General features: G+C 40.4%; 21 protein-coding genes. 15 read left to right on the top strand and 6 right to left on the bottom strand.

What is annotated here, in order from left to right; translation table 11 throughout:
- Positions 1–36: 36 nt before the first annotated feature.
- The 4 genes from NY607_RS02410 to NY607_RS02395 form a co-directional block, all read right to left on the bottom strand.
- The gene (locus NY607_RS02410; protein ID WP_004229368.1) at positions 37–642 is read right to left on the bottom strand and encodes a response regulator transcription factor; all 606 of its coding nucleotides are present in this window, start codon (positions 640–642) and stop codon (positions 37–39) included.
- The gene (locus NY607_RS02405) at positions 639–1,751 is read right to left on the bottom strand and encodes a sensor histidine kinase (protein WP_259419100.1); all 1,113 of its coding nucleotides are present in this window, start codon (positions 1,749–1,751) and stop codon (positions 639–641) included. Before NY607_RS02405 ends, NY607_RS02410 begins: the two co-directional genes overlap by 4 nt.
- A gap of 13 nt (positions 1,752–1,764) precedes the next feature.
- Complete coding sequence (locus NY607_RS02400) at positions 1,765–2,892, bottom strand: DUF418 domain-containing protein (RefSeq protein ID WP_237900305.1); 1,128 nt, start codon at positions 2,890–2,892, stop codon at positions 1,765–1,767.
- Between the two features lie 152 nt (positions 2,893–3,044).
- A complete protein-coding gene (locus NY607_RS02395; RefSeq protein ID WP_237900307.1) occupies positions 3,045–3,656 on the bottom strand; it encodes a class I SAM-dependent methyltransferase in 612 nt (203 codons plus the stop codon).
- Positions 3,657–3,886: 230 nt separating this feature from the next.
- On the opposite strand from NY607_RS02395, the gene NY607_RS02390 reads away from it, so the two are divergent.
- Positions 3,887–4,129: a hypothetical protein gene (locus NY607_RS02390; RefSeq protein ID WP_004229360.1), complete on the top strand. Its 243-nt coding sequence runs from the start codon at positions 3,887–3,889 to the stop codon at positions 4,127–4,129.
- A 51-nt stretch (positions 4,130–4,180) separates the two neighbouring features.
- Here NY607_RS02390 and NY607_RS02385 read toward each other — a convergent pair whose 3' ends face one another.
- On the bottom strand, positions 4,181–5,230 hold the full coding sequence (locus NY607_RS02385; RefSeq protein ID WP_131519845.1) for an NAD(P)/FAD-dependent oxidoreductase: 1,050 nt from the start codon (positions 5,228–5,230) through the stop codon (positions 4,181–4,183).
- Between the two features lie 147 nt (positions 5,231–5,377).
- Between NY607_RS02385 and NY607_RS02380 the strand changes: the two genes are divergently transcribed.
- The 10 genes from NY607_RS02380 (at position 5,378) to NY607_RS02335 (ending at position 16,552) form a co-directional block, all read left to right on the top strand.
- Positions 5,378–6,166 carry an ABC transporter ATP-binding protein gene (locus NY607_RS02380; RefSeq protein ID WP_237900309.1) on the top strand — a complete coding sequence of 263 codons (789 nt, stop codon included), beginning with the start codon at positions 5,378–5,380 and terminating at the stop codon, positions 6,164–6,166.
- A 13-nt stretch (positions 6,167–6,179) separates the two neighbouring features.
- Complete coding sequence (locus tag NY607_RS02375) at positions 6,180–7,106, top strand: iron-hydroxamate ABC transporter substrate-binding protein (protein WP_048390303.1); 927 nt, start codon at positions 6,180–6,182, stop codon at positions 7,104–7,106.
- 23 nt (positions 7,107–7,129) lie between these two features.
- Positions 7,130–8,131: a FecCD family ABC transporter permease gene (locus NY607_RS02370; protein WP_048390305.1), complete on the top strand. Its 1,002-nt coding sequence runs from the start codon at positions 7,130–7,132 to the stop codon at positions 8,129–8,131.
- Positions 8,124–9,131, top strand: coding sequence for a FecCD family ABC transporter permease (locus NY607_RS02365; RefSeq protein ID WP_048390307.1), 1,008 nt, complete (start codon positions 8,124–8,126; stop codon positions 9,129–9,131). Before NY607_RS02370 ends, NY607_RS02365 begins: the two co-directional genes overlap by 8 nt.
- A gap of 147 nt (positions 9,132–9,278) precedes the next feature.
- Positions 9,279–10,220, top strand: a complete 942-nt coding sequence (locus tag NY607_RS02360) for a nuclease-related domain-containing protein (RefSeq protein ID WP_237900311.1) — start codon at positions 9,279–9,281, stop codon at positions 10,218–10,220.
- A 710-nt stretch (positions 10,221–10,930) separates the two neighbouring features.
- Positions 10,931–11,350: a MarR family winged helix-turn-helix transcriptional regulator gene (locus NY607_RS02355; protein WP_259419097.1), complete on the top strand. Its 420-nt coding sequence runs from the start codon at positions 10,931–10,933 to the stop codon at positions 11,348–11,350.
- Between the two features lie 11 nt (positions 11,351–11,361).
- Positions 11,362–12,561 carry an MFS transporter gene (locus NY607_RS02350; RefSeq protein WP_131519847.1) on the top strand — a complete coding sequence of 400 codons (1,200 nt, stop codon included), beginning with the start codon at positions 11,362–11,364 and terminating at the stop codon, positions 12,559–12,561.
- Positions 12,562–12,723: 162 nt separating this feature from the next.
- The gene (gene efeO / locus NY607_RS02345; protein WP_048390316.1) at positions 12,724–13,593 is read left to right on the top strand and encodes an iron uptake system protein EfeO; all 870 of its coding nucleotides are present in this window, start codon (positions 12,724–12,726) and stop codon (positions 13,591–13,593) included.
- Between the two features lie 9 nt (positions 13,594–13,602).
- Entirely contained in the window at positions 13,603–14,862 is a 1,260-nt protein-coding gene (gene efeB / locus NY607_RS02340; RefSeq protein WP_259419096.1) for an iron uptake transporter deferrochelatase/peroxidase subunit, read from the top strand.
- Positions 14,837–16,552: an FTR1 family iron permease gene (locus NY607_RS02335; RefSeq protein ID WP_259419095.1), complete on the top strand. Its 1,716-nt coding sequence runs from the start codon at positions 14,837–14,839 to the stop codon at positions 16,550–16,552. Before efeB ends, NY607_RS02335 begins: the two co-directional genes overlap by 26 nt.
- Positions 16,553–16,593: 41 nt before the next feature.
- On the opposite strand, the gene NY607_RS02330 is transcribed toward NY607_RS02335, so the two are convergent.
- Complete coding sequence (locus NY607_RS02330; RefSeq protein WP_237900315.1) at positions 16,594–17,439, bottom strand: pentapeptide repeat-containing protein; 846 nt, start codon at positions 17,437–17,439, stop codon at positions 16,594–16,596.
- A 138-nt stretch (positions 17,440–17,577) separates the two neighbouring features.
- Here NY607_RS02330 and NY607_RS02325 point away from each other — a divergent pair, with 138 nt between their 5' ends.
- The 4 genes from NY607_RS02325 to NY607_RS02310 all read left to right on the top strand — a co-directional run bounded on the left by NY607_RS02325 (position 17,578) and on the right by NY607_RS02310 (position 23,223).
- Positions 17,578–19,182, top strand: coding sequence for a PucR family transcriptional regulator (locus NY607_RS02325; protein WP_237900317.1), 1,605 nt, complete (start codon positions 17,578–17,580; stop codon positions 19,180–19,182).
- Between the two features lie 129 nt (positions 19,183–19,311).
- The gene (locus tag NY607_RS02320; RefSeq protein WP_112117837.1) at positions 19,312–20,580 is read left to right on the top strand and encodes a cytosine permease; all 1,269 of its coding nucleotides are present in this window, start codon (positions 19,312–19,314) and stop codon (positions 20,578–20,580) included.
- Entirely contained in the window at positions 20,577–21,680 is a 1,104-nt protein-coding gene (locus tag NY607_RS02315; RefSeq protein ID WP_237900318.1) for an S-methyl thiohydantoin desulfurase family protein, read from the top strand. Before NY607_RS02320 ends, NY607_RS02315 begins: the two co-directional genes overlap by 4 nt.
- The gene (locus NY607_RS02310) at positions 21,673–23,223 is read left to right on the top strand and encodes a hydantoinase/oxoprolinase N-terminal domain-containing protein (protein ID WP_054550891.1); all 1,551 of its coding nucleotides are present in this window, start codon (positions 21,673–21,675) and stop codon (positions 23,221–23,223) included. The genes NY607_RS02315 and NY607_RS02310 overlap by 8 nt, the downstream gene beginning before the upstream one ends.
- The last annotated feature ends 8 nt before the right edge of the window (positions 23,224–23,231 follow it).

The following is a 23,231-nucleotide window of genomic DNA, read 5'->3' as shown; positions in this document are numbered from 1 at the left end:
TGTAAAAATCTCGTCACAGCTGTGGCGAGATTTTTTTTATAGCCAGCCTTTTTCACCTGCTACCTGAGCGGCTTGCTGTCTAGATTCAACTTGTAGCTTTTGAATAGAGGTAGATAAATAATTGCGAATCGTGCCCTTCGTTAAAAATAACTGCTTACTGATTTCGTTTGTGGTCAAGCCTTTTTTGACTAGCTGAAGCACCGCAATTTCTCGTTCATTTAAAGGGTTTTGCTCCTTCATAAATAAGGAGGCGGCTAAATCCTTGCTGACCACCTTTTCTCCTTGCATGATTTTTCGAATAGTAGCAATTAAATAATCGATGGGTTCATCTTTTAATAGATAGCCGTGTACCTCGCAATCCATTGCCTTCTGCAAATAACCAGGGCGTGCAAAGGTTGTTACAATCATTACCTTGCAAGGGAGGTTGGCCTGTTTAATTTTTTCAGCAAGCTCAAGCCCTGATAGATGGGGCATTTCAATATCGACTAGGCAAATATCTGGTGGCTCCTGCTGGATCAATTCCCATGCTTGTTGTCCATCTGCAACCTCAGCTATGACCTCAATATCAGGCTCAAACGCTAGTAGCGAAGTTAGGGCACCACGTAACATTTGTTGGTCTTCTGCTAGTAATACACGTATCATGTTAGAGGCTCCTTTCCATCTTGAATTGGTAGAGTGAGGGTGACGCTGGTGCCTACTGGTGTGTCACTTTCAATCAGGGCAAAGCCTTGCAGCATATGCATTCTTTCTTTTATGGAGTGGATGCCATTCCCACGTCCTTGTGACTGTAAACCGATGCCATCGTCTTTCATCACAAGTGTATAGTGTCCAGCACAACATTGAATGGTGAAATGACATTTTTTTGCCTGACTATGCTTGAGAATATTCGTAGTCGTCTCTCGTACACATAGAGCAAGCATCGTTTCCTCCACACTAGAAAGTACGATTTGAGGACATTGATTGTCAAGGGTTGTCGTAATATTCGCGCTTTGTAAAAGCTGTTGGCAATGGATAAGCTCCGTTTGCAAAGAAATAAAATTCATATCAGACACAAGCTCACGTACTTGTTTTAAGGCGGTACGGGAAGTGGCTAATATGTCATGTAGCTCAGGCTTCACGCTTGAAGGATCTCGGTCAATCAGTTTGGTCGTTAGTTCGGTTTTTACTTTAATCATTGTGAGCGTATGGCCAATTGTATCATGAAGGTCTCTAGCGATCCGTTGTCGTTCCTCTTGCTGAACAAGCTGTGTATTTACGTCTGCCAGCTCAGCCTGCAGATTTTTCGACTTTTCCACAAAATAAATGAGAATCGGGAGCACCAGTTGAAACATCATTATCGGTACTAGTACCTGTGATTCCTTTGGTAAAAGGGAATCTGTTGTCATGTACAAAACCGTCAAAAACATGACAGCGATGGCTACAATCCCACAGGCAATATGCCATTTTGATTTTGCACGTCCTAGTAAGTCGGCAAAGGTAAAGCCAAAAATAAGCATAAAAGGATCGACAATTATGCTAAGTAAGGTGATAAGGACAAAGGCTACTAGAGATGCGGAAAGTAGCCGCCAATCTCGATGCCATAAAGCCATGTAGAAGGCTATTAGGTATAAAAGGAGCACTGTTATTTTCATAGCTAAGGGAAGGGAATGAGACCCTAATACTAATGCGAATAGGAAAATGACAGAAGCTGCATCAATGATTAAATAATGCTTAATTTGTTCTCTAGGATATATTTTTATTACTAGCACCATCCTTTGTTGCTGATTACTGTGTCATCGCTTGAAGGGCTTTTTTACGAATCCATTCCATAGGGCCCATTTGAAATTTCTGTAACCAAGCGAACGCTATAACAAGTTGTAAGATTGATAGAGATAGCCAAATACCAATGACAGTGAAGCTATTGACTTGCCCACCTAAGCCAAGCCCCCAGCCATAAAAAATAATCGACGCAAGCACGTTTTGGAGGACATAGCAGCTTAAAGACATTTTACCAACATGAGCAAAGCGCTGCCAAAGCCAGTCTAGCCTCTTATATTCTACCAGTTTACCTAAAATTCCAATATAGCCAATGGATAGAAGAGGGGCACAAAGATAGCGAACAGGTAAATCAAAAAGCCCACCAGGAATAAAAATAAGCAGATTGATAGGAAAGCCAACGAATACACCGATATTAAATAGCTTTTGTCGAGTTTGACGTCCTTTGTCAGTTGGTGAAAATACCTCATTACGCATGAACTTTATACCAAGTAAAAATAAAAAGACATTCATCGGGATAATAAATATAGCTTCTGAGCGATAAAATAAAAAGTTTGTGAGACGATGCTGCACCTGCGCAAACCATGTGCCATGTTCATAGAGCTCAGAAACGGATGCCATACCATTTAATGAAACACCAGCTCCTTGTAAGGTACTGATAAAAATAAGCAGAATCATTAGGATGTGAAAGCCACCAAAAAAATAAAAGGCTCCTGTCATGACCTTATCACCCAAACGTACAATAAAAGCGACGATGAATGCTGTGACAGCATAGCTCATTAAAATATCATACTCCATCACAAGCGTGTAGTGCAGTAGCCCCTCTAACCCTAAGAAGACGATAGTCCACAGGTACACTCCTGGCCAGGCTGTACCTCTCCGTAAGGCTTGCTGATATTTTAATTGCAGACCTACTCCAAACATAATTGTTAACAATCCAAGCAGCTTGCCATTAACGAAAAATAATACAACCATACGTAAAAAATCATTGAAGGACCACCAACCAGAATAATCACTTGTTGTTATATACGATAAATCACCAAGATAAGCAAAAATCCAAATATTTGTGCCAAGCGTTCCTAAGACGGCAAAGCCTCTTAACATATCGATAAAGGGGAGTCTTTGTTGTGTTTGCATAAGTTCGATCACTCTTTCTTTTTTTTCTTACCTTAAGGATAAGAAAATTTCAAGAGAAAACCTATTCACACCAGTCAAAGAATCTAGATGACAGGTGTCATAAAGTATGCTGTGCCAGCACAAAAACCAGCAACGCTTTTGCTGCCGGCTCATTATTTTGTACAGGTATAGATGCGATAGTCTAAAAGGTCTTCGTATTTTTCATTCATGGCAATATGCTGATCCATGATTTTATAGAATTCGGATTCTATATCTTTGGAAACTTGAAATTCAGGCTTGGATGAGATGGATTTGTTTTTTTGTATACGGATATCATAAAAACCAGCCTGTTGCAGTAGTCTTACCCAATCCTTTTTCCTGAGGAGAGACTGAAAGCCGTAAAATTGTTGGAGGTCGTCTGCAAGTTCGGTACGAAGTGTTTGAGGAATGGTAAATTCGATAGCAATGAAGCGGCCACCTTTTTTCAATAAACGATAAATTTCCTGCAAAGCCTGCTGCAAATTAACAAAGGCCAGAACCGACTCAGCTAGAATCAAGTCAAATGTCTCGTTCGCTAACGAGGTTTGTTCAATAGAGCCTTGCAAAAGTTTAACAGGTAGACGTGCTTTATGCATACGCTGACGAGCCTTTTCTATCATGATGGGCTGAATATCGAGACCTGTGACGTTTGCTTGATAGGAAGATGCTAAATAAGCAGCCGTTTGCCCTGTACCACATCCCACATCTAAAATATGTGCGTTTCGTTCGATATTCTCTGCTTGCAAAACAGCCTTTGATAGATTAATGCCCCCAGGATGTGCGCCTCCGACCCCGAACTTAGCTAAAAAGGTAAGATAATGAGAGTCTTGTATAGTACCACCTTCTTTTTTCTTATAGTATGACAGGGAAACTAGTATGGTTCCCTTATTATTTTTAACCTCTTCTTCAAAAGTCTAATTCGCTATAAAAATTTTCACATATACTAGTGAGAAGCTTTCAGATAGGGGGTGTATAAATGCCATATTTTCAGCCGAATGCTAGAAGAGGTCCATATCCGCCAAACAATAGGCAATATTTTGGCCCACCTTTTCGAGGTAGGATGGTGCAACCATACTATTCTCCCAATCAACAACAGCAAGGTCCTAGATTAGGAAATTTACCAGATCATTTAAATACAATTATGGGGCATGCTGGGACGATTACAAATGGAGTAAATATGTTGAGACAGATGGGGGCGTTATTAAGTTTATTTAGATAAAAAACTAGAAACCCTCTTAAGATCAGGCTCTTAAGAGGGTTATATTTAGGTTTAATGGGCTGGTGCAAATTGCTTTTCGATAATAGAGCGATTTTTCTCTTTAAATAGCTCATTATGTGAGGACACCATGCCATGACGATAGGCAGTTGGTTCTAAATACGTTTTAATAGAATTGACTGCATTGGCGGCATCTTGGAATGTGCCAAGTAGCAAATTAATTTTTCCATCAAATGATAAAATATCACCTGCTGCAAAAATACCTGGCTGTGCTGTTTCACCTGTTGCCTTTCCTTCAACATAATAATCATCCTTTTTCGGAATGGCAATGGCCTCATCAAATGCAAGAGACGCCTCACGATTATAGCCATGACTGACGATTACCTCATCGATTTGACGCGTATAACTTTGCTTCGTTATCGTATTCTCACATGTGACTAATTGAATAGCCGTTTTATCAATATTTGCGGAAAGCTTTGTAATCGTTGTATTACACTCAATGCGCACACCTGCATCCAGTGCTTCCTGTACAGTGGCTTCGTGTGCTGATAGATTCTCTTTGCGGTAAACAACCGTTACGCTTTTGGCAATCGGACTTAATTCAACAGCCCAATCGATGGCTGCATTACCACCGCCTGAGATCATGATATCCTTATCGACAAAACGTTTATACGATTGCACAGTGTAATGTAGATTGGACATTTCATATTTTTCAGCACCCTCAAGTGTTAGCTTTTGAGGGCTAATAATGCCGCCACCTACAGCTAACAGTACCGTTTTAGAATAATGCTTTTCACCGGCTGCTGTATGAATGACAAAAATATCATTGTGACGTTCAATTAAATCTACTTTTGTACCTGTCAAAATTGTAGGATCAAATGTTTTGGCTTGCTCGATTAATTGTTTAACAAATTGTTCACCCAAAACGGGAGGATGTCCCCCAATATCCCATATCAGCTTTTCAGGATAAAGTAATACTTTACCGCCAAGCTGTGGTTGACTTTCTAATAATTTTGTTTTTAAACCCCGTAAACCACTATAAAAGGCACTATATAAGCCAGCTGGGCCACCGCCAATAATTGTCACATCATACACATGCTGCATTTTTATTGCCACATCCTTAACAAATAGTAAAAAAGTAATTGACAAAATCTTATCAGGTAACTAGACTAATTCTAGTGATAATGATTATCATTTTTAGCTTTGAATATCATAGCATGGAAAGAAGTAAAAAGAAAGTGAGGGTCCGATTTGCGTTTAGAAGTTGAATCGATTCGTGTTGGTTATGAGAATAAAACGATTGTGCATGACTTATCGCTGCAAATTCCTGATGGCAAAATCACGACAATCATTGGTTCAAATGGTTGTGGAAAATCAACCTTGTTAAAAGCTATCACACGGATTTTAAAGCATGAGAGTGGACGGGTCATATTAGATGGTCAAAATATTTCCAAGTTGAAAACAAAAGAATTAGCAAAAGAACTGGCAATCTTACCACAGAGTCCAGAAAGTGCACATGGTTTAACAGTGGAAGAGCTTGTATCCTACGGTCGATTTCCTTATCAAAAGGGCTTCGGGAATTTATCACAAAAAGATAAAGATGTTATTGGCTGGGCTTTACAGGTAACCAAAACAGAAGAATTCCGTTTACAATCTGTAGATGCTTTATCTGGTGGACAACGTCAGCGCGTATGGATTGCGATGGCCTTGGCCCAAGAAACCGACATTATCTTTTTAGATGAACCGACAACTTATTTAGATATGGCTCATCAGCTAGAAGTTTTAGAGCTACTTTACAGGCTGAATGAAGAACAGGGGCGCACGATTGTCATGGTCCTCCATGATTTAAATCAAGCGGCACGTTTTTCAGATTATATTGTAGCGCTTTCACAAGGTGAGCTTGTAAAATTCGGAACGGCTGAAGAAGTGATGGTTCCAGAAGTATTGAAAAAAGTATTTAATATAGATGCAGTTATTGGCAAAGATCCACGAACGAACAAACCAATGTGCATTACATATGACTTATTACAAACCATTTAAAAGGAGAATAACAATGAAAAAGTGGCTATTACCAATGTTTATGATGCTTGTGCTCGTACTTGCAGCATGTGGCAGTAAGGAAGAAAAAACAGAGAAGGCTGATGAAGGCTCAAAAGAGGAAGCTTCAACAGAAACAATCACATATCAATCAGAGTCAGGCCCTGTAGAAGTACCAGCAAATCCGAAACGTGTTGTTGTACTATCTTCTTTTGTAGGAAGCTTATTACAGCTTGATGTAAATGTGGTTGGTGTGGATGCATGGGCAGCAAAAAATCCCAACTTCGAAGATGCGATTAAAGATGCTGTTGTAGTTGAAAATACTGATATTGAAAAAATTCTTGAGCTAGAACCAGATTTAATTATTGGCTTAAATGGTATTGAAAATGCTGATAAATTAGCAGAAATCGCGCCAACTGTATTATTTACGTATGGTAAAGTAGACTATTTACAGCAGTTCATCGAAATCGGTAAAGTGGTAAATAAAGAAAAAGAAGCAACTGCTTGGGTAGAAGATTTTAAAACACGTGCAGCAGAAGCTGGTAAAAAGATTAAAGAAAAAATCGGTGAAGATGCGACTGTAACAGTAGCAGAGAACTTTAATAAACAGTTCTATATTTATGGCGATAACTGGGGTCGTGGAACAGAGATTTTATATCAAGAAATGGGCTTGAAAATGCCTGAGAAAGTAAAAGAAACAGCGTTAGAGCCTGGCTACTATGCTATTTCTCAAGAAGTTTTAGGGGAATATGCAGGTGACTATGTGATCTTCAGTATGTTCCAAGATCAAGATAATTCCTTTACAGATGCAGCATGGTTTAAAGATTTAGAAGCAGTGAAAAATGGTCATTTATTTGAAGTGAATGCAAATGCCTTTTATTTCAATGACCCTATCACATTAGAACATCAACTGAAGTTCTTTGAAGAGAAATTTTTACAATAATTAGTAGAGAGTAGCGAAGGCGAATGACAAAGTTTCGAAAGCTTCCATTTTGGCTTCAGGTATTGCTTGCATTGCTTGTATTAATTGGTACTGCCAGTATCTCGCTGTGCTTAGGGGCAGCGAATACAAGCATTCAAGATGTCTTTCAAGCAATTGTCGGACAAAGTGGAGGTAAACATTACACGATTTTACGTGAAATTCGATTTCCTCGTATCATTGCAGCTATTTTTGTTGGGAGTGCCCTCGCAGTCGCTGGGGCGATTATGCAAGGGGTTACACGGAACCCATTAGCTGATCCAGGGCTGCTTGGTTTAACGGCAGGGGCAAATGCTGCCCTTGCTTTAACAATGGCATTTATCCCTAAATTCTCGTATTATACGTTAATTTTAGCCTGCTTTGTTGGGGCGGGAATCGGTATGATGTTAGTTTATGGGATTGGTGCTTCTACTAAAAAAGGCTTTTCCCCTTTAAAGCTTGTTTTAGCTGGTGCGGCTGTCACAGCCTTATTACAGGCAATCGCTGAAGGGACGGGCATTTTATTTCAAATTTCCAAAGATGTTTCGATGTGGACAAGTGGCGGTTTCATTGGCACAACATGGCAGGCATTATTGATCGTACCCGTTATTATTATTGGCTTACTGCTTTCATTTGCTTTTAGTCGTCAATTAACGATTTTAAGCTTAAATGAAGAAGTAGCAGTGGGTGTCGGACAAAATACTACGCTCGTAAAGGGTGTAATGATGTTCGTTGTGGTTATTCTGGCTGGCTCTGCTGTGGCCCTAGTCGGAAATCTAGCTTTCGTTGGCTTAATGGTACCGCATATTGTCCGCGCGTTTGTTGGGACAGACTATCGTTTTGTCTTACCGATGAGCGCCATTGTTGGTGGCTGGTTTATGGTGTTGGCTGATTTCGCAGGGCGCATGATTAACGCACCTTATGAAACGCCAGTTGTCGCTATTATTTCGATTTTAGGTCTTCCATTCTTCCTATTATTAGTGCGGAAGGGAGGACGTCAATTTGTTTAAAGAAGGTCGCAAAAAACAGCGTAAATGGTTACTCATATGGCTTGTGGTAACCTTGTTCATTTTTATTTTAGGGATTTCATTAGGTGCTGCTTCGGTTTCTATTGACCGAATTCTTCCAACCTTACTGGGCGATGGTAGCTTTAAAGAGTCCTTTGTACTCTTTTCAGTCCGTTTACCTAGAATGTTTGTGCTAGCGGCTGCGGGTATGGCATTAGCACTGGCAGGGGCCGTATTACAGGGCGTAACCCGCAATGATTTAGCAGACCCAGGAATTATAGGTATCAGTGCTGGCGCAGGTGTTGGGATTACTGTCTTTTATTTGCTAGTAGATGGCGACCTTCCTCACTTTGCCTATATTTTACCGATTGTCGGCTTTTGTAGTGCCTTAGTGACAGCACTGGGTATTTACTTTTTCTCTTATCAGCGTAATAAGGGTGTCCATCCTGTGCAGTTCATTTTAGTAGGGGTAGGCGTAGCATCAGCCTTATCAGGGGTCATGATGGTATTAATATCCTCTGCTGAGCGGAGCGATGTACAATTTATTGCACAATGGCTAGCCGGAAATGTATGGGGCACAGATTGGCCATTTTTCTGGGCGCTAATGCCTTGGCTTGTACTGGGCATCCCTTACATTTTCTATAAAGCCAACGTTTTAAATGTCTTGGCCATGACGGAGCAAACAGCAGTCGGTCTTGGTATGAACATTGGGCGAGAACGTTTCCGATTATTAATTGTTGCGGTTGCACTAGCGGCTGCCGCGGTATCCGTAACAGGGGGAGTAGCCTTCATCGGTTTGATGGCTCCCCATATTGCAAAACAGCTCGTTGGTCCACGCTACCAATTCTTTTTACCATTGACGCTATTCATTGGCGCAAGCTTGCTAATGCTTGCTGATACCATTGGACGTGTTGCTATTGCAAGTGCAACGGTTCCTGCTGGGATTGTTGTTGCATTTATTGGCGCACCTTATTTTCTATATTTATTACGCAAAAATGTATAGAAATGTATTAGTTATTGGTCACAAAAACAGTCTTTCGATCTAATAAAAATAATGAAAAAAAGATTTTACATCATCTATCTTTCAAGTTTTTGAGAACCTCATTTGTTGAGGTTCTTTTTTTGTATAATCAGAACAGGAGGTGCATACATGATTCTATTAGCACGACAACCATCGGACTTGCAAAAAATACTAGAGGTGGTGCTCCGTAGATTGCCACAGACGCATAATAACTACGCTTATTATGGTGAACGTTTGAGCCGTGTCCAAGCAGGTCTTGCAGGGGAACAACGTGTTGATGCAGAATGGCTCGAAATCGATTTACCAACCCCACATTATTTTCTACATGATTTTCAAACCGCAAATAGCTACGGATCTACCCATCAAATGGATACCATCTTTCTCTGCCCTCATTTTTTACTTATTCTTGAAATCAAAAATATAACAGGAAATCTCTCATATGATGTCCCTTTTGCACAGTTTACACGGATGACATTGGATGGCACTGTGGAAGGAATGACTGATCCGTTTGTTCAGCTGGATCGGCATGTCATATGGATGAAAAAGCTTCTACTGCAAGAACGTATCGAATTACCTGTTGTACATGCGGTAGTGCTGGCAACGAAAAATGGCATTTTAACAAAGGGTTTTGAGGGGCAACCGATATTTCATGTGAAAGGGTTACGATTTCATCTACAAAAATGGATAGAGCATTATCAACCTACAGAAAGCGTTGATCTTTTACAATTAGCCAACCTTCTATTGTCCCTGCACACAAAGTTGAAAAAAGAGGTAGAGGTGCCTCTTAAGGAAATGGTGAAGGGTGTGTTATGTCCACAGTGTGTTAACGGGCAGCGATTATTGTATCACTATAAAAAATGGACGTGCCCACGTTGTGGATTGGTGGACGATGATGCATTGGTTCGAACATTAGAGGACTACAGGTTACTAGTCGGGCAGCAGGTAACCAATCGAAGCTTCCGCGAATTCTTTGGCATTGACTCTCCCGATTTAGCGTACAAGTTGATGCAACAACTCCCTTTGAAAGCAGAGGGTGTCAAAAAGCATCGGAAATATTGGATTAAGGAATAGCGAACTAAGCGTTACAATTCAAGCGGTCTGAATTGTCGCTTTTAGTGCTGTAGAGAGAAAGGGCGCTTGAAGTAAGTGGATAGAGTGCTGAAAGTGACGGATAGAACAAAGAAAGTAGCGGATAGAACGCGCAAAGTGGCGGATAGAACAGAGAAAGTGGAGGATACGCTTCGCGTAAGTGGATAGAGTGCTGAAAGTGACGGATAGAACAAGGAAAGTAGCGGATAGAACGCGCAAAGTGGTGGATAGAACAGAGAAAGTGGAGGATACACTTCGTTTAAGTGGATAGAGTGCTGAAAGTGACGGATAAGATAGAGAAAGTAGCGGATAGAACGCGCAAAGTGGCGGATAGAACAGAGAAAGTGGAGGATACGCTTCGCGTAAGTGGATAGAGTGCTGAAAGTGATGGATAGAACAAGGAAAGTAGCGGATAGAACGCGCAAAGTGATGGTTAGAACAGAGAAAGTGGAGGATACGCCTCGTGTAAGTGGATAGAGTGCTGAAAGTGATGGATAGAACAAGGAAAGTAGAGGATAGAACGCGCAAAGTGATGGATAGAACAGAGAAAGTGGAGGATACGCCTCGTTTAAGTGGATAGAGCAGGATACCACTCACTCCCAAGAGCGATGTTTCGCTTATTTCCTACTAGACAAATAGAGTTTTTAGGTATATAGTTAGCTAGGCTAACTAATATAAAAGGAAGTGATAGTGTGACAATTGAACAGGAATTTTTTAATCAGTACCGCTTAATGTATCGGCCGTTTATTAATCAGCTGAATGTGCAGCTTGAACCTTATCAGTTATATAGCTCACAGTGGGCAGTGCTTCGTTTCTTGAATGATAAGGGTCCACATTCATTTGTAGATATCGCGAATTTCATGTCTATAGAGAAGCCAAGTGTCACGAAGCTTGTACATAAACTGGTGGAGCTAGGCTATGTGGAAACGATGACGGGCAAGGATAAGCGTGAAAAGCTGGTACACCTATCAAAGCATGGGGAAGAGCTTGTGCTGGAAATAAAGTCGCATCTACATCCATTTTTTGAGCAGGCTTTGGCAGGCGTGCCAAAACAAGATATTGACATTGCGACACAGGTTTTAGCAAGAATTTGTATGAATATTAATCAATAGGGGAGAGCAACGTGGAAGCAGCCAGAAAGAAACTATGGACAAAAGATTTTTTAATTGTCTCACTTATTAATTTTACCATTACGTTAATCTTTTATTTATTAATGGTTACGATAGCAGCATATGCGGTGGAGCATTTTAATGCCTCTACAAGTACAGCTGGGCTTGTATCGAGTATTTTTATTATCGGGACACTATTAGGTCGTCTTGGGACAGGGCGTATTATTGGAGACTGGGGTAGCAAAAAAACATTATTTTGTGGACTATTATTATTTATGTTATCAACAATGTCTTATTTTATAGCAGGCAATTTACCGCTGCTGATGATCAATCGTTTAGTACAGGGGATTGCACTAGGGATTGCCAGTACAGCAACAGGTACCATTATTGCACAAATTTTACCAGCTGAGCGTCGTGGAGAAGGGATTGGTTATTATAGCTTAAGCGCTATTCTAGCCACAGCCATTGGCCCATTTATTGGAATATTATTAACACAGCTATTTGCAGATTATCGTATGATTTTTGCAGTAGATTCTGTGTTAGCGATTATTTGTTTCTTTATGTATTACATTGTGACCGTGCCAGATGCACCGAAAAAAGCAAAGGATACAGCTGTAAAGGCTGGGTTTAAAGTGACGAACTTTATTGAAATGCGTGCAGTACCGATTGCCTTTGTGGCGCTTGTGATTGGCTTTGCTTATTCAGGTGTGATGTCGTTTATGACGTTTTATGCAAAGGAGCTAGATTTAGTATCAGCAGGTAGCTACTTCTTTATTATCTATGCTATTGTCATTTTGGCTACACGTCCATTTACAGGGAAATTGCTTGATACAAGAGGGGCAAATATCATTATCTATCCATGCTTAGTGTTGTTTGCAATAGGCATGTATGCCTTTAGCTCAGCAACAACTACGATTGCCTTTTTAATCGCTGCCGCTTGTATCGGGATTGGCTATGGAAACTTCAACTCGGTGGCACAGGCAATTGCCATCAAAGTAACACCAAATGAGCGTTTAGGACTTGCGACATCTACGTATTTTATTTTTTATGATTTAGGCTTAGGTGTCGGGCCTTATTTCTTAGGCTTATTTGTACCCTCTATGGGCTACAGCTCGATTTTCTTCTCGATGGTCTTTGTTATTTTAGTGTCGATTGTGCTTTATTACCTTTTACATGGAAAACATGAAAATTTGAAACAAGCAAAAATTTTGTAGATTAGAATCATTATATTGTAGAAAAAACGTCTTTTTTCTAGTTGTTCGTAAAGAATAACTGAAAAATGACGTTTTTTTCTATTTACAAAAATAGTTGTTGCAATAGATGATGATAATCATTATCATCACAATATAAAACAAATTCGGAAGTAGGTACGAAGTATGAAAAACAAATCATTTTTGTCGGTATTAGTAGCAGGAGGCATTTTAATGGCTGGCTGTGGCAATACAGAAGAAGTAAAAAAAGAAGATAAGCCAGCAACAGAACAGGCGGAGCAAGCTACAAAAGAGGTGGATTTATCTTCTGAATTATCAGCCTATCAACAATTTGCGTTAGAGCAAATGGATCAATTTTTACTAGATACAGAGAAATTTGTGAACCTATTCAAAGCAGGCGATATTGAAGGAGCAAAGGCAGCGTATGCGCCAGCACGTATGTATTTTGAACGTTCTGAGCCAATTGCGGAAAGCTTCGGTGATCTTGACCCTCGCATCGATGGACGTTTAGCAGATATTCAAGAAGAAGGTAAGGGTGAGGAAGAATGGTCAGGCTACCATAAGCTTGAGTATGCTCTTTGGGAAGAAAATACAACAAAAGGTTATGAGGCTGTAGCAGATCAGCTTCTTGCAGATGCGAAGGAATTGCATGCACTTGTGCAAACAGTGGAAGTGACACCTGACTTAATGATTACAGGTGCAGTAGATTTATTAAATGAAGTATCAACATCTAAAATTACAGGTGAGGAAGAAATTTACTCTCATACAGACCTTTATGATTTTAAAGCGAATATTGAAGGCGCAGAAAAAATCTTTGAGATTTTACGCTCAAAATTAGAAGCAAAAGATTCTACATTAGTGGCAACACTTGATGAAAAATTCAAAGCAGTAGACGATTTATTAGCACAGCATACAACGGCTGATGGTGGCTATATATCTTACGAAGAATTAACGGAGGAAAACACAAAAGCACTGGCAGCAGCGGTGAATCAGCTTGGAGAACCATTAAGTCAAATGGGTATCATTTTGGAGTGAACATAAACAATGACAACGTCAAACGAGGAAAAATTTATAAATAAAAAAATTTCTAGACGTGATATGTTAAAGCTAACAGGTATCGGTGTGGCAGGTGTTGCCATCGGTGCCTCTGGCTTGGGTGGTGTCATGAAAGCAATGGGCTATGATGTCTTTGAGCCAGTAGCAGATAGCACGACGGCTAGCAATAAGGTCAATTTCTATGGCAAGCATCAGTCAGGTATTGTGACACCTGTACAGACGAATATTTATTTTGCTTCTTTAGATGTATTAGTGACATCAAAGAAGGAACTACAAGCGTTGTTCCAGCAATGGACACCCCTTGTTGTGCGTTTAATGAATGGTGAAGTCATGGTCGATGTATCGACAAATACAAGAGTGCCAACTGGCGATACTGGAGAGGCAGAGGGCTTAGATGCATCTAATCTATCCATTACCATTGGTGTCGGGCCTTCATTATTCGATAAACTGGGCATCCAGCATTTAAAACCAGCGGAGCTAAAGGATTTACCACATTTCCCTAAAGATCAGCTACAGAGAGAATACACAGGTGGTGATTTGTGTATTCAGGCTTGTGCAGATGATCCGCAGGTAGCCTTCCATGCTGTTCGTAATCTAGTACGAGCTGCTTCAGGTAAAGTAGAAATAAAATGGTCACAGGCGGGCTTTAACTCGTTTCCAGCTAGTGGAGGGACACCACGAAACCTCTTCGCCTTTAAGGACGGTACTGTAAATCCAGCCATTACGGATGAAAAAGACTTAAATGAGGTTGTGTGGGTGGATAAAGGCTGGTTAAAGGGTGGCTCTTATTTAATTGCGCGTAAAGTTCAAATGCATCTTGAAACTTGGGATCGTACATCATTGAAAGATCAAGAGGCAACATTTGGCCGTTACCGCGACAGTGGGGCACCTTTTGGCAAAACAAAGGAATTCGATGATTTTGATGTAGAGGCAAAGGATGATAAGGGCAATTATATTATGCCTGATACATCACATGTCCATTTGGCGCGGAAATCAGGTGCGCGTATTTTGCGACGCTCTTATTCTTATGCGTCAGGCGTGATGTCGAATACAGGGACCCATGATGCGGGGCTAATCTTTATTTCTTTTCAAAAAGACCCAGCCCAATTTACAACCATCCAAAATAGCTTAGGGCGTATGGATAAAATGAATGAGTACATTACCCATCGAGGCAGTGCCGTGTTTGCTTGCTTCCCTGGTGTACAAAAGGGGAGTTATTTAGGTGAAGCACTTTTTAACGCGCTGTAGTATCGTGTTTGCCCTTATGCTGACTTTAGCTTTACCTGTGCAAGCTGCGCAGTCCTATAGTCATCTCTATATTGCGATTAGTGATGCACTGATGAATACAAAGCAGGATAAAGAGGCGGAGGCCAAGCAGGCACTTGAACAATTTGCTATTGATTGGGCTAAAGTATCTTCAGAGCAGAAAGAGGCAAAAGCAAAGGTTGATGAAATCCTTGCACAGGCTACTGAGGCAACGTCCAAGGATGAGCGTTTAGAGGCGCTATCCGCACTATCCAATGCATTGCGTGCTTTAGAAAAGCTTGAAAATCCAGTAGATGAAGCGGCACAGCGAGCAGAGTTTGGACAAAAATTTAAGCCGATAATGGCAGACTTTGAAAAAGCTTTAGCAAGTGGTGATATTCAGGCCATTGATGAAGCCTACAAAGATTTTAATAGTAAATGGAATAAAAATGAGCGACCTGTGCGTGAACAAAGTATCGCAATGTACGGGCAAATCGAAACACAAATGGCATTTCTTCGTATCTCTATTTCTGCCGAGGAGCCTGATGTAGCGCTTATGCAATCTCAATTTGCTGCTTTAAAGCAAACGATTGAGGATTTTGTAGCTGGTAAAGAAACAGCCGAAGTGGTAGAGGGAGAGTATTCATTAGCGACATTAATTGCCTATATAGATGAGGCCAATGATTTTGTCAACGCTGGTGATTACCAGGCAGCTTCAAATAAAATACGTGAGTTTATTACCATTTGGCCAAGCGTAGAAATTGAAATCTCCACACGTAATGGTAGTCTTTACACGAAAATTGAAAGTGATATGCCGATTATCGCGAGTGATTTATTAAAATCCAACGTCGATCAGCAAGCTATTACCAAACAATTAAATACATTCCGTACTGAAATTGAGCTAATTCAAGGGGATACCGATTACACCATTTGGGACGCTGCGTTAATTTTATTACGCGAAGGACTAGAGGCATTACTGATTATTTTAGCCTTAGTGTCATTCCTTAATAAATCAGGACAAAACAAGATGCGCAAATGGATTTATGTCGGAGCGTTTGTCGGCGTTCTATTATCCGCCGTAGCTGCCATCCTTATGTCGACGATTTTAAATTCGGCAACGATGGATACGAATCGCGAGTTAATGGAAGGCTATGTAGGGTTAATTGCTGCAGCGATGATGATCGGTGTGGGTATTTGGCTGCATAGTAAATCAAGCGTGGTCAGTTGGAATCGCTATATTTCCAAACAAATGGGTAATGCCATTTCGAGTGGCTCTATTTTTGCGATGGCTATGATTAGCTTTTTATCGGTCTTCCGTGAAGGTGCAGAAACACTAGTCTTTTATGCGGGGATTGCACCTAAAATGGAAACGTCGCAGTTTATACTTGGAATTGTGGTGGCACTGCTCATTCTTGCTGTACTTGCAGTTGTGTTATTTAAAGCAAGTGGCAAAATTCCAATTCACAAATTTTTTGCAGTAGCAACTATTTTAATTTATGTGCTAGCCTTTAAAATTATTGGTGTCAGTCTGCATACTTTGCAGCTGACAGATAATCTGTCCACAACGATTGTTGATGGCTTACCTGTTATTAGCTTGATTGGCTTCTATCCAACGGTGGAAACAATCATAGGACAGTCTATTTTACTTGTGTTAGTGGCGGCTACTGTGCTTTATAAAAAGAAACAAGCCTAATGAAAAAGGGTAGATGAGCGTAAAACGCCATCTACCTTTTTTTATTGCCAATGAGCAGGTCGTTTTATATAGGAAGGTAATTTAGTCGAACGATCCCCCTGTGCCGCGTTGATTTGCATTTGGGTTAAAAACAGACTTGTTGAAAGATCAGCACCGCGTAAATTGGTATCTCGCAAATCAGCCCCGATGAAATCTACTCCCTGTAAATTCGCATCTTGAAGATTAGCTGCTATTAAATAACTCCCCCTTAGATCAGTCGCTCGTAAATCCTTGCCTTTTAAATTTTTGCCCATCCAATCAGCCCCACGCTGATTCAAGTTTCTAGAAGCCTTTCCCTTCACAATGTGCTGGCGAATTTGTTCGCTAGTTTGGAGCAATAGTGCATTGATCGGCATACGAATAGCTACCATATCCAATGCTAATAAGGTATCTGCATCCTGAGCTATTGTCTGCTGTAGGTGCTTCAATTGAGCAATTAGCTGTTCATAAAGCATATTATCCACCTGATAGGACAAAGCCTCCGCCACATATGCAATCATTTCGTAAAGCTGTTCCATAATAGGAAAAACACGAAACATCTTGTCAGCATGCTCACGAGATTGTCGCCAATCCTGTCCATGAAATGTCACCTGTGAAACCTGTTGACCTGCGCCTAGGCAATCAAAAACGGTACAGCCCTTAAAACCTGTCTCTCGTAGCTGACTATGTATGTGACAGCTATAGTTATCCTGCAAATTAGGACATGGCGTGCCTGCAGGTTTATTGATCGCAAAATCACTAGAAGCCACAATATTTAAAGCGGTACAGCACAAGCCAAAACAGCTTTGACAATCTGCCTGTAGACTGTGTCTGATTTTTGTACCAATGGTTTTTGTCTGATTAGACATCCTAATTTTCCTCTCTGATCTTATCCATTTAGTTACTATTTTAACACTAACAAGCTACCAGTAAAAATAGAGAGCAAACTGTATTTTGAAAGATAGTAGGGGATATGGTATTCTTCTTCAAAAGAGTTGTAAAGAAAAGTGGTGGTGGAACATGGGGTAACGGTCAATGAATTATTACAATTGCCATCTTTTCGAGGGGCAGAGGTGTTAACAGGGCGAGATAACTTACACCGTACTGTATCATCTCTATCTGTATTAGAGGTATCGAATGTTGATTTTTATTCGAAAATTATTAACCGTGTACAGGAGGAATGGTATGCAGAGGAGCTTGTCATTAGCTCCTTTTACTCCATTCGAGATAGTGTGGAGCAGCAATGTGAAACGATTCAGCATTTACATGATTTAGGAGAGCTGGGGCTTATTTTATATTATGTCGGCATTGTATTGCCTGATATTCCAGAAGAAGTGCTAGCGTTAGCGGAGGCACAAGGCTTTATTATCATTTGTATGCCGCGAAATGATTATTCACTGCGCTATAACGAGGTTATCTATGAGGTTATGGAAGCGATTGTTAGTAATCAAGGCGTTAATGATCATTTTGTCAAAGAGACATTAGAAAAGGTATCGTTACTACCTGAGCATTTAAGAAGTGTTGAAATTACACTGAAAATGCTTTCAGATCGTTTAAAGGCTAATATTGTGCTCACCAATAGTCATTTTGACATTGTGAACCAAGTGATGTGGCCACGAAATTCATCATTAGATGTAGCGAATGTCATTGAAAAATGCTCCCAATCCAATTTTCAGAGGGAAGCAGGCAAGCTTGAGTTGCTAAAAAGTGATGTCGCCTGTGTCGTAGACTATAAAAGAGTACATCAAAAAAATGGCGAACCGCTATTTTTATTTCTGATTAAAGAAAATACAAAATTACCTGCTAAGACAATTGAAAAAGTAAGTGAGGTTGTGCAAGTAGCCATAAATTTATGGGGAGACAAGCATGATGAGGTTAGTGAATATGCCTTAGTTAAAGCTATTATCAATGACGAGGGGGAAAAAATGAGAAGATTAGCCAATCTTCTTCATATTGATGTTTCCGCCATTCAAATGATGTGGCTTGTCTACATGCATGATTTAGCAGACGAAAAAAGAATTCGCGATGAATTAGAAGAGCAACTGTCCAAATATTATCAAACAAGAGTCATCCAATGCATTGACCATTGTATGATTGTACTGGTAGGCAATTGCTTTTATAAGCATCATGAGTTTGAAATTGCCATTGAATATAGTGAAACGACTCAGTATGATGCCCAAATCGCAGAAATTGTTTATGCACCTAAAATGAGAAATACAAAGTCTGTTCGTCAAATGTATCAATTGGTCAATCAGGTGGGGGACAAAGCCCATACGATTTATCCGATGCGAAAATTGTTTACTGCAGCGGAAGTGCGCTCCATGAAAAGGGCAATTGATGTCAGTAAGCAGGGCGAGGAAATGATTGAAGAATATTTATCTGTAATTGAACCCATTTTACGTGACCATGATTCCTTGCAGACATTGATAACCTTTTTATTAGATGCAAATGCTAGTGTGGAGCGCTGTGCAGAGCTCCTCTATATCCATAAAAACACGGTGAAATACCGCATCAAAAAAATTAGTGAGCTGATTGGCACAGATGTTACCGTATATTCGGAATTTTATGATGCCTACATGGCTTGCATGCTATATCGATTGATTAATGATTAGAATAATCTGAAATTTTGTCATTTTGAACAAAATTTCAGATTATTTTTTTCATTTGCGCAAAAGACTCGACACTCACCTGTCTTCTATAATTAAAAACATTAATCCATCACCAAATAAGGAGGGAGTCACATGCAAAATGAAAATAAAGGTCAATCTTGGTATAGCTTAGGCATTATTTGGGCTGGTGCCATGATTTGTATTCCCAGTTTATTAGTCGGTAACGCACTGATTACCAATATGAGCTTATCAAAGGCACTGGCTGTTGCTTTTGTAGGCTATGCTATTGTCGTGATCATCATGATCTTGCAAGGCATGCAAAGCAGTGATTTAGGAAAGCCCACTGTCCATATAGCAGGACAGGTGTTTGGTAAAAAGGGCTCTCGTACAATTTTATCCATTATCTTAGCCATTGCTTGCTTAGGGTGGTTTGGCATTCAGGCCAATGTGTGTGGCGTAGCCTTAGCAAACTTATTAGCAATCTATCATTTGAATATACCCATTCCAATCGCTTCCTTCATTAGTGGTATGGTCATGGTCGTATCCGCACTTTATGGGATGAAGGTGTTGCGTATTTTAAGCTATATCGCCGTACCATTGCTCGTCATCATTTGTCTGTATGGTTTAGGTCAAATATTAACTGGTGAGCAACTACAGCTCGTTCGGGATTATCAGCCGCAGGGCAATATGAGCTTTATGGATGGTTTAGCTGTAACGATTGGGTCCTTTGCATTAGGGGCTGTTATAGCGGGTGATTATTCGCAATTTTCAAAAAAGCGTTCAGACGTTTTCAAAGCCGCTACATTAGGGATTATTCCTGCAGGGGTGCTAATGATTGCTGTGGGAGCTGTCTTAACGATTGCCTATCAAACAAGTGATATTACAGCAGTCTTTCTGCATATCGCAACACCCTTTATTGGTGGAGTGGGTCTGATTTTAGCAACATGGAAAACCAATTTGGTCAATGCAATTTCAGGTGGTATTGCCTTAATTAATGTATTTGATGTTGCTAAAAACAAAGAACGATTAGCCATAGGTGTGGCGGGTACAATTGGCACAATCTTAGCCGTTGTAGGGATTTTAAATTATTTTACACCTATCATGTCAATTTTATCGGCGATGATTCCGCCTGTTGCAGGGGTGATGATTGCTTCCTACTGGGTCATTCATAAAGGCAAAACAGATAGCTGGCAGGAAGTTGAAGGGGTCAATCGATTAGGTGTATTTTCTTGGCTAGTAGGTGCTGTAATTGCCTGTATGCCAGTGGTATTTTCCTTATTCCCAGCATTGCCAGCGCTACCAAACCAACCGATGATTGGCATCATTATTTCATTCGTGATTTATTATGTTGGGTATCGTGTATCTGTACAAAAAACGGTCATATTGGAGGAACATAGATGAGATATTTAGATCAGGCAGCTATTGAACATATTGCCATAGGGGCGGCATTTTTAGGAACAGGTGGGGGAGGAGATCCCTATATTGGAAAATTAATGGCGCTTTCTGCTATCGAAAAAAATGGCCCTGTAAAGTTGTATTCAGTGGATGAAATTGCGGATGATGATTTTTTCATTCCAGCCGCAATGATGGGGGCACCATCAGTTTTAGTAGAAAAATTCCCACGTGGCGATGAGTTTGTTAAGGTTTTCCAAAAGCTCGCCCAATATTTGGGGAAAGAAAAAATTGCAGGCACCTATCCAATGGAAGCAGGTGGGGTCAATTCGATGATTCCTATTGTAGTAGCAGCACAGCTTGGCTTACCATTGATTGATTGTGATGGCATGGGGCGTGCATTTCCGGAATTACAAATGGTGACATTCCACTTAGATGGGATTTCGGCAACGCCAATGGCCATCACTGATGAAAAAGGGAATATTGGTATTTTTGAAACGATTGATAATAAATGGACCGAGCGTATCGCTCGAACAGCAACAGTAGAAATGGGCGCTAGTTCTTTAGTGAGCCTCTACCCAACAACGGGTGCGCAAATTAAACAAAGCGGTGTTCATCATATAGTGACGCTTTCTGAAAAAATCGGTGAAATTATTGCCTCGAAAGATCAAGAGGTGAACGATAAGCTACAAAGCCTTTTAAAGCTTGCGGAAGGATATGAGCTTTTCCAAGGAAAAATAGTGGATGTTATTCGTGAAACGAAGGGCGGCTTTAACCTAGGTAAAATGAATCTTGAAGGTATTGAATCTTATAAAAATGATCAAATGAAGGTTCATTTCCAAAATGAAAACTTATTAGCTGAGAAAAACGGGCAGGTTATAGCGATGACACCAGACTTAATTTGTTTGGTGGATTATGAAACTTTACTGCCTGTTACAACAGAGAGCTTAAAATATGGTAAACGTGTGCGTGTGATTGGCTTACCAGCACATGAGAAATGGCGTACAGCAAAAGGTATTGAAACAGCTGGACCCAAATACTTTGGCTATGAATATGAGTATACGCCAATTGAGGAATTGGTGAAAAAGGAGGTAGCAGAGCATGTATAAAATTGGAATCGATGTAGGTGGAACAAACACAGATGCCATCCTTTTAGATCATAATAGCCAGCTTATTTACAGTGTGAAATCACCAACAAGCTTAGATATTAAAACAGGGATTGAAAAGTCACTGCAACAATTACTAGAGGGTGCAAATATTGACAAAACAAAAATTACTCATGCGATGTTAGGGACAACACAATGCACCAATGCCATTGTTGAACGTAAAAAACTAGCAAAGGTTGGTGTCATTCGACTAGGTTATCCAGCGACGGCTTCCGTACTCCCTTATACAGCTTGGCCAGCGGATATGATTGATAAATTATCTGGTAATTATGCCATTGCCCATGGTGGTTATGAATATGACGGCCAATTATTGAGTGCGCTTGATCAACAGGAAATTACAAAACTACTAGAGGAATGGCGTGGTCAAGTAGAATCCATTGCGATTGTTGGTGTCTTTTCCTCTATTAAAAATGATCAAGAATTGCAGGTTCGTGAATGGATTCAAGAAGTCTATGGCGAGGAATTTCCAATTTCCTGCTCCTCATTAATAGGTTCAGTCGGGTTAATAGAACGTGAAAATGCTACGATTCTAAATGCTGCATTATGTAAGGTGATTGAGACAACAACACAGGGCTTTGTACAGGCGTTACAAGCGGAAGGCATTTTTGATGTAGAGGTTTATTTATGCCAGAATGACGGTACATTAATGTCTATCGACTACGCCAAGCAATTCCCAATTTTAACAATTGCCTGTGGACCAACAAATAGTATCCGTGGAGCATCGTATTTATCTCAAATTCAAAACACGATGGTATTGGATGTTGGGGGTACCACTTCAGATATCGGTGTATTACAGGATGGTTTCCCGCGAGAATCCTCGGTCGCAGTTGAAGTGGGAGACATTCGGACAAACTTTAGGATGCCAGATATTATTTCAGTCGGACTTGGCGGGGGAAGTATTGTTCGTGTGAACGGCAACAAAATTACAGTCGGGCCGGATAGTGTAGGCTATAAAATCAGTGAGGAGGCCCTTGTTTTCGGTGGCTCGACCTTAACGACAACAGATATCGCTGTCCGTTTAGGCTTAGCAGATGTAGGTGATTCCACGTTAGTGGCACATATTGATGAAGCCTTTGCCAAAGCCGTTCAAGAAGAAATTTCTTCGTTACTAGAACAGGCGATTGATAAGATGAAAACTTCCTCAGAGGATGTGTCACTAGTCTTAGTAGGGGGTGGTGGTATCATTGTGCCAGAAAAGATTCGGGGCGTTTCCACAATTGTAAAATCTGAATACGGTGGTGTTGCGAATGCCATCGGAGCCTCGATTGCACAAATTAGTGGTCAATATGAGCAAATTTATATTTATTCCAAAGAACCGCGTGAGGAATCCTTGAAGGATGCACAAAACAAGGCTGTGAAACAAGCCGTATTAGCAGGTGCTCTTGAGGATACCATTGAGCTAGTGGAAGTAGAAGAAACACCTCTCGCGTATCATCCAGAAAATGCAACAAGATTAAAGGTAAAAGTAGTAGGGAAAATGGTGTAACAGTCAAA

It is taken from the genome of Lysinibacillus sp. A4, from assembly GCF_024919535.1.
GTDB classification, from domain to species: domain Bacteria; phylum Bacillota; class Bacilli; order Bacillales_A; family Planococcaceae; genus Lysinibacillus; species Lysinibacillus capsici.
Note: the sequence above shows the minus strand (reverse complement) of the source record. Positions and strands in the feature narration are given on the sequence as shown.

Coding starts and splice junctions, on each gene's coding strand:
- NY607_RS02400 (WP_237900305.1), bottom strand. CDS start 2,892: ATGCAAACACAACAAAGACTCCCCTTTATCGATATGTTAAGAGGCTTT.
- NY607_RS02405 (WP_259419100.1), bottom strand. CDS start 1,751: ATGGTGCTAGTAATAAAAATATATCCTAGAGAACAAATTAAGCATTAT.
- NY607_RS02310 (WP_054550891.1), top strand. CDS start 21,673: ATGTATAAAATTGGAATCGATGTAGGTGGAACAAACACAGATGCCATC.
- NY607_RS02360 (WP_237900311.1), top strand. CDS start 9,279: ATGATTCTATTAGCACGACAACCATCGGACTTGCAAAAAATACTAGAG.
- NY607_RS02375 (WP_048390303.1), top strand. CDS start 6,180: ATGAAAAAGTGGCTATTACCAATGTTTATGATGCTTGTGCTCGTACTT.
- efeO (WP_048390316.1), top strand. CDS start 12,724: ATGAAAAACAAATCATTTTTGTCGGTATTAGTAGCAGGAGGCATTTTA.
- NY607_RS02390 (WP_004229360.1), top strand. CDS start 3,887: ATGCCATATTTTCAGCCGAATGCTAGAAGAGGTCCATATCCGCCAAAC.
- NY607_RS02330 (WP_237900315.1), bottom strand. CDS start 17,439: ATGTCTAATCAGACAAAAACCATTGGTACAAAAATCAGACACAGTCTA.
- NY607_RS02370 (WP_048390305.1), top strand. CDS start 7,130: ATGACAAAGTTTCGAAAGCTTCCATTTTGGCTTCAGGTATTGCTTGCA.
- NY607_RS02410 (WP_004229368.1), bottom strand. CDS start 642: ATGATACGTGTATTACTAGCAGAAGACCAACAAATGTTACGTGGTGCC.
- NY607_RS02385 (WP_131519845.1), bottom strand. CDS start 5,230: ATGCAGCATGTGTATGATGTGACAATTATTGGCGGTGGCCCAGCTGGC.
- NY607_RS02315 (WP_237900318.1), top strand. CDS start 20,577: ATGAGATATTTAGATCAGGCAGCTATTGAACATATTGCCATAGGGGCG.
- NY607_RS02320 (WP_112117837.1), top strand. CDS start 19,312: ATGCAAAATGAAAATAAAGGTCAATCTTGGTATAGCTTAGGCATTATT.
- efeB (WP_259419096.1), top strand. CDS start 13,603: ATGACAACGTCAAACGAGGAAAAATTTATAAATAAAAAAATTTCTAGA.